Source organism: Acinetobacter sp. CWB-G5, assembly GCF_019209785.1.
GTDB lineage: Bacteria > Pseudomonadota > Gammaproteobacteria > Pseudomonadales > Moraxellaceae > Acinetobacter > Acinetobacter johnsonii.
Genome location: NZ_JAHUTF010000003.1, coordinates 38,814 through 51,143 on the forward strand (window position 1 = coordinate 38,814; position 12,330 = coordinate 51,143).

A 12,330-nucleotide genomic window follows, 5' to 3' on the forward strand; every position below is an offset into this window, starting at 1 on the left:
CTTATCCGTGTACATAATGCTTTAATTTTTGAATCAAGGTTTTCATTTCAGGGCGTGGCGGCTCAGAGACTTCCATAAACCAATCCAACAAGTCTGGATCCTCTTGTTCAACCAAGGCCGCAAACATGGCCTTTTCAGCAGGATCTGCCTGAAGATAATAATTTTTCACATAAGGGTCAAAGTACACATCAATTTCTTTTAAACCACGACGTGCACGGTAGATTACTTTACGTTCTTCCAAGCTCATTTCTTCCGTCATTACATTCCCCAAATTAATTGAAACGGCTTAGTTTAACCGATCACACCGCCCTCGCCACTAGTTAAATGTCGCAATTTTAACAACTGGCAAAACTCATCAAAAAATCAAATAGATTTGAGCATTCAGTCCATTGTCGCATCTCCTGCTTTTCACTACTCTCTTAGCAAAATAACAACATCAGGATGAGCTTCCATGCAATCAGGCGCAATTCGCCCGTTAAACAATATGCTGCCGCGCAACTTATTTAATACTGAACATGAGGCATTTCGAGAAACTGTGCGAAAGTTTTATGCCAAAGAAGTTGTTCCAAATATTGAAAAATATGAACAACAGCAGCATGTCGATCGTGAGCTATGGAATAAAGCAGGCGCCATGGGGCTACTGTGTGCCACTATGCCTGAAGCTTATGGTGGCTCAGGTGTAGACCGCTTGTACAGTATGATTTTGATTGAGGAGCAAGCCTATGCCATGGATTCCTCAACTGGATTTTCACTACACTCGGACATTGTCGCAAACTATATCAATAACTTTGGCAGTGAAGTACAAAAACACCATTGGTTAACGCGGATGGCTTCGGGTGAAACCGTCACAGCCATTGCTATGACTGAACCCGGCACAGGCTCAGACTTGCAAGCGGTACGAACAACAGCTGTTTTAGACGGGGATGACTATATTATCAATGGCTCCAAAATCTTCATTACCAACGGCTATCTCTGCGATATGGCGATTGTGGTCTGCAAGACAGGCGACAGCGAAAAGGGTTCAGCCAATCTCTCTTTAATCATCGTTGAAGCTGATCGTGCGGGGTTCAGTAAAGGTAAACCCCTCAATAAAATTGGAATGAAAGGACAAGACACCTGCGAATTATTTTTTGATCATGTCCGAGTCCCCAAAGAAAATCTACTGGGTATGGAAGGCATGGGCTTTATGATGCTGATGAAAGAACTGGCTTGGGAGCGCATGTTGGTGGCCATTATCTGCCAAGCGGGTGCAGAAGCAGCACTGGCGCATACTGTTCAGTACACCAAAGAGCGTAAAGCTTTTGGAAAAACAGTTTCAAGCTTTCAAAATACCCGTTTTAAACTGGCAGAGTTACGTACAGAAATCGATTTTTGCCGCGCTTACCTCGACCGTTGTATGCAATTGCAACTGGAAGAGAGTCTCGGCATTGATGCCGCAGCGGCAGCCAAATATAAAATTTCTGAGATGTTTTCTAAAGTTGTCGATGAATGTCTACAACTGCATGGCGGCTATGGCTATATGTTGGAATACCCGATTGCACGAGCTTATCTAGATAATCGAGCCAATCGTATTTATGCAGGAACCAATGAAATTATGAAAGAGTTAATTTCCCGTTCACTCTAAGATCAAAAAGCCCATCTTTCGATGGGCTTTTACTTTTAACAATGTGCTTGATGAAACTCCGCAATCAAAGCAACCACCAACTCTGGTTGCTCTTTATGTGGCATATGATGTAAACCTTCTAAAATGTGCAGTTCAGCCTGTCCAGACACCCCTTCAAAAATCTGCTGGGGTTGTGCCGTACTGCCGTATTCATCCAGTTCACCATGAATAACTAAAGTTGGACAACGCACACCGTCAATCACACTGGACAAATTCCAATCTTGGAAAATGGGTGATAGCCATGTTTCAGTCCATGCATTAAGTACCCACTGCGCCTTTTCAGGGTGATATTTCTCTAAACGTTCCATTTGTCCCGCTTGTTGAAAGCCAATTTTTGCTTCACTTATCCCCTTCAGTGTCAGCGCTTCAACCGCATACTGTGTAGAGATTGAAATTAATCCTTGGCAACGCTCTGGATACGCCGCAGCAATCGCAACAGACATACCCCCACCCACACTATGCCCTAGGATGACAAAATTCTGGATCGAAAAATAATCCAATACAGCTTTAAAGGATTGTTCTGCTTCAGTAATGACAAAACTATGCACCAAGGGCTGCGTACTCGGATCGGATAAACCAAAACCCAATCGATCATAGGCATAGACCACGCGCGCAGTCGCTTGTGCCAGTCGGGCAGGAAAATCCCGCCACAAAGCCACACAACCTAATGAATCGTGCATTAAAATAATCGGGGCTAAAGTATGATCTGCTGCATCAGTGTGCCATTTTTTGGCATGAATCATGTTTGACGCAGATGGGACTTGGTAACTTTGTTCTAAGATATTCAAAATATTCCCTATTCTTTATCTTTTAAGTTTTTAAAATCATCCAACAGTCCAACAGTTTAAGAAAGTAAAAACAGAACACCCTAAAGTCATTTCCTTAAAAAAAGGAGCGTTACGCTCCTTTTAAATCAACTACTCAACCTAAGACACCAATTTAGGTTTCTGGTTCAATGCTGCATCACGTTGTTTAGCAAATTTCAGTACTCCATCCTCAAAAGAAGCACTTTTCAATGTCTTACGATCCGCAAGATAATTATTGCTGACTTTCCATGGTGCATGTTTACCCTGTTTTGGCATTACATTAGCAGCACGTGCAATATAACCCGAACTTAAACTACCCATGACCGTATCGTCCATCAGCTCTGTGGCATCCCCCTGCGGGATCACTTCAGCCCACTGCTTTTGATCCATATAGTTGAGTAAGCGGCAAATATATTCAGCTGCAATATCCACTTTTAAGGTCCATGACGCATTAATATAGCCAATAATCATCGCCATATTCGGTACATCACTCACCATCACGCCCTGATACAGCATATGTTTAGAGGTATCTAACGGTTTTCCGTCAATCGTTGCTTGTATACCACCCAAGATTTGAATTTCTAGACCTGTGGCTGAGACGACAATATCTGCCTCTAAATGCTGACCAGACTTTAATTGAAGGCCCGTTTCAGTAAAGCGTTCAATCTGATCTGTTTCAACACTGGCTTGGCCTGAACGAAGGATTTTAAATAAATCACCGTTTGGTACCACACATAAACGTTGATCCCAAGGATTATATTCTGGGGTAAAATGTTTCATGTCCACTTTACCCTTGAGCTGCATCTTAATCGACTGTAGCAGCAGTCGGCGGAGTAATTTCGGTTGCTTCTGCGCGAATGCATAAATCCCGCGTTGCATTCCAATATTACGTGCACGAGTCAGTTTATAAGCCACATCTTCAGGCAATACTTTACGCATTTTGTCATATACAAAATCGATCGATGGCACCGAAGCAATATAAGTTGGAGAGCGTTGTAACATGGTGACATGCGCCGCCCCACCTTTGGCCATCGCTGGTACCAGTGTAATCGCTGTCGCACCACTACCAATGATCACCACTTTTTTACCTGTATAATCTAATTTTTCAGGCCAAAACTGTGGATTTACAAACTCGCCTTTAAATACTTCTTTATTTGGAAAATCAGGTTGGTAGCCTTGGTCGTAGTTATAATAGCCTGTACAGCCAAACACAAAATTTGCGATCCAGTTTTCTTTTTTACCTTTCGCATTCTCAATTACCACCTGCCACTTTTTCTGAGCAGAATCATAATTGGCGCTAAGTACGCGATGCTTAAAATGAATTTTTTCTTTGAGTTTCTGTTCATCAATGACTTCCGCCAAATAGCCCTTAATCGAAGAACCATCTGCCAAAACGCTGGCTTGTTGCCACGGTTTAAAATTAAAACCAAAGGTCGACATATCTGAATCAGAACGAATACCTGGGTATTTAAACAAATCCCATGTTCCACCAAAGCTGTCACGACGTTCAATAATTTCAAACGAACGTTGTGGGCAATGCTTGGTTAAATGTGTCGCAAGGCCAATGCCTGAAATACCTGCACCTACAATGAGCAGATCGACGTGCTTATCCATGTTGTTTTTATCCTGTCTTATATTCTGTTCTTATTAAAGCATAAAACTGACAATACACAATGTCAAGTTTAAGCAGATCTTTCGTAAAATATGTCACTACAGGCCAAAATACAAAGATTGTCGAACAAAAAGCCATAAAAAAAGACCAGTGAAACACTGGTCTTTTTCTAAGAACAACTGAATAGTTCTACGAAATTATTTAACTTCGCGATCTACTAGTTCAACGTAAGCCATCGGCGCAGCATCACCTGCACGGAAGCCCGCTTTAAGAACACGTAGATAACCGCCGTTACGTTCTTTGTAACGAGGGCCAAGAACGGTAAATAATTTACCAACAGTTGCTGCTGAACGAGTACGAGCAAACGCTAAGCGACGGTTTGCAACAGTATCGTTTTTAGCTAAAGTGATTAAAGGCTCAGCTACACGACGTAACTCTTTTGCTTTAGGCACAGTTGTTTTGATCAACTCGTGCTCAAACAAAGAGTTAGCCATGTTTTGAAACATCGCTTTACGATGGCTGCTTGTACGGCCTAATTTCACACCACTATTACGATGACGCATGGTGATAGTCCTACTTAATTAACGGCTACGATAGGCGAAACGATCGTCCATACGGAGACTAGCTGGTGGCCAGTTCTCTAAACGCATGCCGAGTTGTAAGCCTTTTGAAGCCAGAACATCTTTGATCTCAGTAAGCGATTTTTTACCAAGGTTAGGAGTTTTGAGTAACTCAACCTCAGTGCGCTGTACAAGATCACCAATGTAGTAAATGTTTTCTGCTTTCAAACAGTTAGCAGAACGAACAGTAAGCTCTAGATCATCTACTGGACGAAGCAAAATCGGATCAACTTCTTCACGAGGTTCTTGAGCAACAGGAGCTTGATCTTTCTGAAGGTCAACAAAAATTGCAATTTGTTGTTGCAAGATTGTTGCCGCTTTGCGGATCGCTTCTTCTGGATCAACTGTACCGTTGGTCTCAAGATCAATGACCAATTTATCAAGATCTGTACGTTGTTCTACACGAGCGTTTTCCACTGTGTAAGACACACGTTTGATTGGGCTATAAGAAGCATCTAACTGTAAGCGACCTACAGGGCGAGTTTCGCCTTCTGGGAAACGCGAGTCAGAAGTTTCATAACCACGACCTTGAGAAACTTTCAAGCGCATTTTTAATGAGCCTGAAGCACTTAAAGTACCGATCAAATGTTCAGGGTTAACCACTTCAACATTATGAGGTAAACGAAGGTCAGCGGCAGTTACGTCGCCAGGACCTTGTTTCTCTAATGTCAAATAAGCTTCATTTTGATCGAACAGCTTAATAGACAATCCTTTTAGGTTCAGCAAGAGCTCGACGATGTCCTGCTGCAAGCCTTCCAAAGTACTGTACTCGTGCTCGACACCTTCAATCTCAACTTCAACCACAGCAGCGCCAGGTAAAGAAGAAAGAAGGATGCGACGTAAAGCATTGCCCAGAGTATGACCAAAGCCACGCTCTAAGGGTTCTAGAATAACTTTTGCCGAGGTCCCGCTAACCGCTTCGACCTTGATCGCTTGCGGAGTTAGAAACTCATTTGCAGTACGCGTCATATTGCTACCTCAAGGATTATTTAGAATACAATTCTACAATCAAGCTTTCGTTGATTTCAGCAGGTAAATCTGAACGATCTGGTGCAGCTTTAAACGTACCTTCCAACTTAGAATGGTCAATTTCCATCCAAGAAGGAATACCACGTTGTGCAGCTAATTCAACTGCGTTTTTGATACGCAATTGTTGTTTAGCACCTTCATGCACAGCAATTACATCACCAGCTTTAACTTGGATAGACGCGATGTTAACACGACGGCCATTCAAAGTAATCGAGCGGTGAGATACAAGCTGACGAGCTTCTGCACGTGTAGAACCAAAACCCATGCGATAAACGACGTTATCAAGACGGCTTTCAAGCAGTTTCAACAAGTTTTCACCAGTTGCGCCTTTCACACGAGCAGCTTCTTTATAGTAATTACTAAATTGACGCTCTAAAACACCGTACATACGACGTACTTTTTGTTTTTCACGTAATTGTAGTGAGTACTCAGATTGTTTGCCACCACGCGCTCCGCCATGTTGGCCAGGAGCTTTAGCAGCTTTTTTAGTTTTGACGTCAAATGGTTTAACGCCAGATTTTAATTGCAGGTCTGTCCCTTCGCGGCGAGAGAGTTTGCATTTTGGACCAATATAACGAGCCATGAATGTTTCTCCTTACACGCGACGTTTTTTAGGTGGACGGCAACCGTTGTGCGGGATTGGCGTCACATCGGTAATGCTGTTAATTTTATAACCCACTGCACCTAAAGCACGAACCGCAGATTCACGACCAGGACCAGGACCTTTTACAAGGACGTCCAAGTTTTTCAAACCGTAGTCTAAAGCAGCTTTACCAGCAACTTCAGCAGCTACCTGAGCAGCAAACGGAGTTGATTTACGTGATCCACGGAAGCCTTGTCCACCAGAGGTAGCCCAAGCCAGTGCATTACCTTGACGATCGGTAATAGTCACAATGGTGTTATTAAAAGAAGCGTGAATGTGTGCAACACCTTCAGAGACGGTACGAGTGACCTTCTTGCGTGTGCGAGTATCTTTAGCCATCTTTTAGCTTCCAGAAATCTTATTTCTTAATAGGTTTGCGCGGACCTTTACGGGTACGTGCGTTAGTTTTGGTGCGTTGTCCACGGACAGGCAAGCTGCGACGATGACGAAGACCGCGGTAGCAGCCTAAATCCATTAAACGTTTAATGTTCATGGAAATTTCGCGACGTAAATCACCTTCGGTCGGAACCTTAGCAACTTCTGCACGAATCGCATCAAGCTGAGCGTCATCTAATTCACGGATCTTTGTAGTCGGCGCAATACCAACAGCAGCCAAGATATTCTTAGCAGTGTGGCGACCTACACCAAAGATGTACGTTAGAGAGATAACAGCATGCTTGTTATCCGGAATGTTTACACCGGCAATACGAGCCATTCAATTTTCTCCAAAAAGGCAGTTAAGACAATCAACCGCCCCACAAAAATCTTGAGGGGCGGATAATAACCTAATTAGCCTACTGAAATCAACAGGTCTTGATCAGATTAACCTTGACGCTGCTTATGACGAGGTTCTGCGCTACAAATTACGCGAATAACCCCATTACGACGGATAACTTTACAGCTACCACAAATTTTCTTTACAGAAGCTTGTACTTTCATGATGAAACCTCAAGTGCGCTTATCCCTTAGGATGAGCAGTCGTTTTTCTCATTAACGTTTGATTATCGTACTGATGCGAGGTGAGATGTGCTTGCAGCTGAGCCATAAAGTCCATCACTACCACCACAACAATAAGCAAAGAGGTACCACCTAAAGAGAATGGAATACCAAATGAGCTTTGTAAAATCATCGGCATTAAGCAAATGATGGTGATATAAATCGCGCCAATAAATGTCAAACGGTTAAGAATATGATCTAAGTAACGAGCAGTTTGCTCACCTGGACGAATACCAGGCACATAAGCCCCGCTGCGTTTCAAGTTTTCCGATACTTCTTTCGGGCTAAATACAAGCGCTGTATAAAAGTAACAGAAAAAGATAATTAACGCACCAAAGAGCACCAAATACAACGGCTGACCAGGCGAAAGCACCAATGCCAAATCTTGCAAACTACGTTTGATAATACCCGCATTCGGATCTGCACTACCCACCCATTGACCTAAGCTCGCAGGGAACAAAAGCAATGAACTTGCGAAAATCGCTGGGATCACACCCGCCATATTAATTTTTAATGGCAAATGCGACTGTTGTGCAGTAAATACACGACGTCCTTGTTGTTTTTGAGCATAGTTTACTGGAATACGACGTTGCGCTTTCTCAATAAACACAATTGCAGCTAATACAGCCAGCGACAACACGCCAAAAATCACCAAGCCAATTAGACTGGTTTGACCATTATCTACTGATGATATTGATTGCAGAATTAAATTCGGCAAACCTGCAACGATACCGGCGAAGATGATCATGGAAATACCATTACCCACCCCACGTTCGGTAATTTGCTCACCTAACCACATCAAGAACATTGTACCTGCAACCAAAGAGGTTACAGCTGGTACGTAGAAAGCCAGACCTGCAGTTAAGGTAATCCCTTGACTGATCAGACCAGCACACATCCCAATTGCCTGCACGAGTGCAAGGAACAATGTACCCTGTCGCGTATATTGATTAATCTTACGCTTGCCTTGTTCGCCTTCTTTCTTTAAAGCTTCCAGCGAAGGAATAACTGTAGACATTAACTGCACGATAATCGATGCAGAAATGTACGGCATAATCCCAAGAGCAAGAATGGACATACGCTCTAATGCACCACCTGAAAACATGTTAAACAAACCAAGGATCGTGCCTTGGTTTGCATTAAAAAGATTTTCAAGTGCAGCATTATTAATGCCTGGTACTGGAATATGTGCTCCTAGTCGAAAAACCAATAATGCACCGATGAGAAACATCATGCGGCGAATAATTTCACGGTATTTCACATGAAATGGCTGGCCTTTCATCATATTGACATGACCTGAAGAACTAGGAGACATAGACACTAGCGATTACTCCTCGACTTTACCGCCAGCAGCTTCAACAGCAGCTTTAGCGCCTTTAGTCACAGCAACACCTTGAACAGTGAATGCACGAGTAATTTCACCAGAAAGTACGATACGAGCACGTAACATATCTTTACGTACAACGTTTGCAGCTTTTAAAGTTTCTAGGCTAACGATGTCGCCTTCCACTTTAGTAAGCTCAGATAAACGTACTTCAGCAGTTTTCAAAGCGATTTGGCTAGTGAAACCGAATTTAGGTAAACGACGATATAACGCAGTTTGACCGCCTTCAAAGCCTGGACGAGTACCACCGCTCTTACGTGAATTTTGACCTTTGACACCACGGCCACCAGTCTTACCAACGCCAGAACCGATACCACGGCCTAGACGACGATTTTCACGTTTTGCACCTTCAGCAGGTGCAAGCTCATTTAAACGCAGAGTCATGGCTTATTCCTCTACACTAACCATATAGTAGACTTGGTTGATCATACCACGGTTAGAAGGCGTATCTTGCACTTCTACAGTATGACCAATACGACGCAGACCTAAACCTTGTAGGCTAAGCTTGTGATTTTTCAAGCGATGCGCAGAAGATTTAGTCTGGGTAACTTTAATCGTTTTCATGATTGATTACCCTTGAATTTGTTCTACTGTAAGACCACGTTTCGCAGCAACCTTCTCAGGAGAAGTCATATCACGCAGACCGTTAAAAGTCGCGTTTACTACGTTTGCAGCGTTAGTAGAACCATAACATTTTGTTAATACGTTACGTACACCTACAGCTTCTAGAACTGCACGCATAGCACCACCAGCGATTACACCAGTACCTTCAGAAGCAGGCTGCATGTAAACACGGCTTGCACCGTGACGCGCGTTAATAGGGTGCTGTACAGTACCGTTAACAAGGTCAACAGTAATCATGTTGCGACGAGCAGCTTCAAGTGCTTTAGAAATAGCAGCTGGAACTTCACGTGCTTTACCACGACCAAAACCTACACGACCATTACCATCACCAACCACAGTCAATGCTGTGAAAGAGAAGATACGACCACCCTTAACAACTTTGGCTACACGATCAACGGCAACCAGCTTTTCAACAAGACCTTCGTTTTGTTCAACTTTAGCCATGATTAGAACTCCAAGCCGTTTTCACGAGCAGCATCAGCCAAGGCTTTGATACGACCATGATATTTGAAACCAGAACGGTCAAATGCAACTTTAGTAACACCAGCTGCTTTAGCGCGTTCTGCGATTAAAGCACCTACTTTAGTAGCTGCTTCAACGTTACCAGTTGTGCCAGCACGTAAAGTAGCATCTAAAGTTGAAGCTTGCGCTAAAACTTTGCCACCATCTGCTGAAATAACTTGAGCGTAGATGTGACGCGGAGTGCGGTTTACACACAAACGAGTCGCACCCAACGCACGGATGTGCAAGCGTGTGCTTTTCGCACGACGCAAACGGGATTGTTTCTTTTCGTTCATAAGAACCTCGCGCCTTATTTCTTCTTAGCTTCTTTACGAAGTACAACTTCGTCAGAATAACGAACACCTTTACCTTTATAAGGCTCTGGTGGACGGTAACCACGGATATCTGCAGCAACCTGACCTAAACGTGCTTTATCAGCAGATTTAAGAACGATTTCAGTTGCGGTAGGAGTTTCAGCAGTTACACCTTCAGGAAGCGTATAGTCGATCGGGTGAGAGTAACCAAGGTTAAGGTTAACAATGTTACCTTTAACCGCAGCTTTATAACCAACACCGATAAGTTGTAACTTACGTTCGAAGCCTTCGCTCACACCTTTTACAAGGTTGTTAAGCACAGCGCGAGCAGTACCAGCTTGCATCCAAGCGTCTTTCGACTCAGCTTTTGGAGCAATCGCTAAAATACCGTCTTCCTGTTTAAGCTCGACCAGCGCATGCAGGGTGAAAGACAAAGTACCTTTGCTACCTTTCACTTCGACCTGCCGGCCGTTCTGAGTAACTGTTACACCGTTAGGTACAGTTACTGGGGCTTTAGCCACACGAGACATGAGGAATCACCTATTAAGAAACAAAAGCAATAACTTCACCACCGATACCTGCAGCACGTGCAGCGCGATCAGTCATGATGCCTTTGCTTGTAGAAACAATTGCAATACCTAAACCTTGCTTAACGCTCGGAAGTGCATCTTTACCGCGATACTGACGTAGACCTGGACGGCTTACGCGTTTCACAGTTTCGATAACTGGTTTGCCTTCGAAATACTTTAAAGTCAAAGTAAGAGTTGCTTTGCCTTCAGCATCCGCAACTTCTACGTTTGAAATGTAACCTTCTTGTTGAAGAACGTTTGCAATAGCAACCTTCAACTTAGAGTTAGGCATAGAAACGGTTTGTTTCTTTGCCATTTGCGCGTTACGAACACGAGTTAACATGTCGGCAACGGTATCTTGCATACTCATCTATAGTGCTCCTTACCAGCTTGCCTTAACAACGCCCGGTACATCACCTTGCATTACTGTATCGCGTAATTTGTTACGGCTTAAACCGAACTTACGGAAGTAACCATGAGGACGACCAGTTAAACCACAACGGTTACGTAAACGTACTGGAGACGCATTACGTGGTAATGCTTGGAATTTCATCATCGCTTCGAAACGCTCTTCATCGCTAGCATTTACGTTTGCAATAACAGCTTTTAATTCAGCACGTTTTGCAGCGTATTTAGCAACAGTAGCTTCGCGTTTCAATTCGCGATTAATCATACTTTTCTTAGCCATATCGACCTCTTATTTGAACGGGAAGCCGAATGCACGCATAAGCGCACGGCCTTCGTCATCGGTGCGAGCAGTCGTAGTGATGGTAATATCCATACCACGAATACGATCAATCTTATCAAAATCGATTTCAGGGAACATGATTTGTTCCTTAAGACCCATTGAGTAGTTGCCACGACCGTCAAATGATTTCGCAGAGAAACCACGGAAGTCACGGATACGAGGAATCGCAATCGAGATTAGACGGTCTAAGAATTCGTACATACGTTCGCCGCGTAAAGTAACTTTACAACCAATCGGCCAACCATCACGGATTTTGAAACCAGCGATTGATTTGCGAGCTAACGTAAGAACTGGTTTTTGACCAGCGATAGCTTGCATATCAGCAAGAGCACCATCAAGGAGTTTTTTGTCAGCAGCAGCTGCGCCAACACCCATGTTGATCGTGATTTTAGTAATGCGAGGAATATCCATCACATTTTTAACGGCTAAAGTCTCTTGTAATTGAGCCTTAAGTTCGTCGTTGTAACGCGTTTTAAGTCTGGCCATTGCCTTTTCAACCTATTACTTCGCTACCGCCACTGATTCACCATTTGACTTGTAAACGCGAGTTTTCACGCCTTCAGTCACTTGGTAACCAACACGGTCAGCCTTTTGGGTTGTAGCATTAAAAATTGCCACGTTAGAGATATGAAGCGAAGCTTCTTGTGTAACTACAGCGCCTTCAGCACCTGTTGCACGGTTCGGCTTTTGATGCTTCTTAACCAAGTTAAGGCCTTCAACCATAACACGGTCATTTGAAACAGACAGCACAGTACCCTGTTTGCCTTTTTCTTTACCTGCGATCACAATAACTTGATCGCCTTTTTTAATCTTAGCCATGA

General features: G+C 43.4%; 20 protein-coding genes. 1 reads left to right on the top strand and 19 read right to left on the bottom strand.

The window, feature by feature from the left end; translation table 11 throughout:
* Position 1 precedes the first annotated feature (1 nt).
* Positions 2 to 259, bottom strand: coding sequence for a succinate dehydrogenase assembly factor 2 (locus KVY11_RS06985; RefSeq protein ID WP_004977895.1), 258 nt, complete (start codon positions 257 to 259; stop codon positions 2 to 4).
* A gap of 192 nt (positions 260 to 451) precedes the next feature.
* Between KVY11_RS06985 and KVY11_RS06990 the strand changes: the two genes are divergently transcribed.
* Positions 452 to 1,624 carry an acyl-CoA dehydrogenase family protein gene (locus KVY11_RS06990; RefSeq protein ID WP_178895977.1) on the top strand — a complete coding sequence of 391 codons (1,173 nt, stop codon included), beginning with the start codon at positions 452 to 454 and terminating at the stop codon, positions 1,622 to 1,624.
* Between the two features lie 35 nt (positions 1,625 to 1,659).
* Here KVY11_RS06990 and KVY11_RS06995 read toward each other — a convergent pair whose 3' ends face one another.
* The 18 genes from KVY11_RS06995 to rplX all read right to left on the bottom strand — a co-directional run bounded on the left by KVY11_RS06995 (position 1,660) and on the right by rplX (position 12,328).
* Positions 1,660 to 2,451, bottom strand: coding sequence for an alpha/beta fold hydrolase (locus tag KVY11_RS06995; protein WP_218288530.1), 792 nt, complete (start codon positions 2,449 to 2,451; stop codon positions 1,660 to 1,662).
* 138 nt (positions 2,452 to 2,589) lie between these two features.
* Positions 2,590 to 4,083 (bottom strand): NAD(P)/FAD-dependent oxidoreductase, encoded by a 1,494-nt coding sequence (locus tag KVY11_RS07000; RefSeq protein WP_218288531.1) that lies wholly within the window; start codon positions 4,081 to 4,083, stop codon positions 2,590 to 2,592.
* Positions 4,084 to 4,278: 195 nt separating this feature from the next.
* Entirely contained in the window at positions 4,279 to 4,644 is a 366-nt protein-coding gene (gene rplQ / locus KVY11_RS07005; protein WP_004691290.1) for a 50S ribosomal protein L17, read from the bottom strand.
* 18 nt (positions 4,645 to 4,662) lie between these two features.
* Positions 4,663 to 5,670, bottom strand: coding sequence for a DNA-directed RNA polymerase subunit alpha (gene rpoA, locus KVY11_RS07010; protein WP_004691292.1), 1,008 nt, complete (start codon positions 5,668 to 5,670; stop codon positions 4,663 to 4,665).
* Between the two features lie 16 nt (positions 5,671 to 5,686).
* Complete coding sequence (gene rpsD, locus KVY11_RS07015; RefSeq protein ID WP_004691294.1) at positions 5,687 to 6,313, bottom strand: 30S ribosomal protein S4; 627 nt, start codon at positions 6,311 to 6,313, stop codon at positions 5,687 to 5,689.
* Between the two features lie 12 nt (positions 6,314 to 6,325).
* On the bottom strand, positions 6,326 to 6,712 hold the full coding sequence (rpsK, locus tag KVY11_RS07020) for a 30S ribosomal protein S11 (RefSeq protein ID WP_001040166.1): 387 nt from the start codon (positions 6,710 to 6,712) through the stop codon (positions 6,326 to 6,328).
* A 19-nt stretch (positions 6,713 to 6,731) separates the two neighbouring features.
* Positions 6,732 to 7,088: a 30S ribosomal protein S13 gene (rpsM, locus tag KVY11_RS07025; RefSeq protein ID WP_004691296.1), complete on the bottom strand. Its 357-nt coding sequence runs from the start codon at positions 7,086 to 7,088 to the stop codon at positions 6,732 to 6,734.
* A 107-nt stretch (positions 7,089 to 7,195) separates the two neighbouring features.
* A complete protein-coding gene (gene rpmJ, locus KVY11_RS07030; protein ID WP_000867907.1) occupies positions 7,196 to 7,312 on the bottom strand; it encodes a 50S ribosomal protein L36 in 117 nt (38 codons plus the stop codon).
* A gap of 19 nt (positions 7,313 to 7,331) precedes the next feature.
* Positions 7,332 to 8,651, bottom strand: a complete 1,320-nt coding sequence (secY, locus tag KVY11_RS07035) for a preprotein translocase subunit SecY (RefSeq protein WP_171054269.1) — start codon at positions 8,649 to 8,651, stop codon at positions 7,332 to 7,334.
* A 45-nt stretch (positions 8,652 to 8,696) separates the two neighbouring features.
* Positions 8,697 to 9,137: a 50S ribosomal protein L15 gene (gene rplO / locus KVY11_RS07040; protein WP_004691300.1), complete on the bottom strand. Its 441-nt coding sequence runs from the start codon at positions 9,135 to 9,137 to the stop codon at positions 8,697 to 8,699.
* 3 nt (positions 9,138 to 9,140) lie between these two features.
* Positions 9,141 to 9,317 carry a 50S ribosomal protein L30 gene (rpmD, locus tag KVY11_RS07045; protein ID WP_004691302.1) on the bottom strand — a complete coding sequence of 59 codons (177 nt, stop codon included), beginning with the start codon at positions 9,315 to 9,317 and terminating at the stop codon, positions 9,141 to 9,143.
* 6 nt (positions 9,318 to 9,323) lie between these two features.
* Positions 9,324 to 9,821 (bottom strand): 30S ribosomal protein S5, encoded by a 498-nt coding sequence (rpsE, locus tag KVY11_RS07050; RefSeq protein WP_004691304.1) that lies wholly within the window; start codon positions 9,819 to 9,821, stop codon positions 9,324 to 9,326.
* 2 nt (positions 9,822 to 9,823) lie between these two features.
* Complete coding sequence (gene rplR / locus KVY11_RS07055; protein ID WP_004650473.1) at positions 9,824 to 10,174, bottom strand: 50S ribosomal protein L18; 351 nt, start codon at positions 10,172 to 10,174, stop codon at positions 9,824 to 9,826.
* Positions 10,175 to 10,188: 14 nt separating this feature from the next.
* The gene (gene rplF, locus KVY11_RS07060; protein ID WP_218288532.1) at positions 10,189 to 10,722 is read right to left on the bottom strand and encodes a 50S ribosomal protein L6; all 534 of its coding nucleotides are present in this window, start codon (positions 10,720 to 10,722) and stop codon (positions 10,189 to 10,191) included.
* A gap of 13 nt (positions 10,723 to 10,735) precedes the next feature.
* Positions 10,736 to 11,131 carry a 30S ribosomal protein S8 gene (rpsH, locus tag KVY11_RS07065; protein ID WP_004691308.1) on the bottom strand — a complete coding sequence of 132 codons (396 nt, stop codon included), beginning with the start codon at positions 11,129 to 11,131 and terminating at the stop codon, positions 10,736 to 10,738.
* A gap of 12 nt (positions 11,132 to 11,143) precedes the next feature.
* Positions 11,144 to 11,449, bottom strand: a complete 306-nt coding sequence (gene rpsN, locus KVY11_RS07070) for a 30S ribosomal protein S14 (RefSeq protein ID WP_004691309.1) — start codon at positions 11,447 to 11,449, stop codon at positions 11,144 to 11,146.
* Between the two features lie 9 nt (positions 11,450 to 11,458).
* A complete protein-coding gene (gene rplE / locus KVY11_RS07075) occupies positions 11,459 to 11,995 on the bottom strand; it encodes a 50S ribosomal protein L5 (protein WP_004691311.1) in 537 nt (178 codons plus the stop codon).
* Between the two features lie 15 nt (positions 11,996 to 12,010).
* Entirely contained in the window at positions 12,011 to 12,328 is a 318-nt protein-coding gene (rplX, locus tag KVY11_RS07080; RefSeq protein ID WP_004691313.1) for a 50S ribosomal protein L24, read from the bottom strand.
* Positions 12,329 to 12,330: the final 2 nt, after the last annotated feature.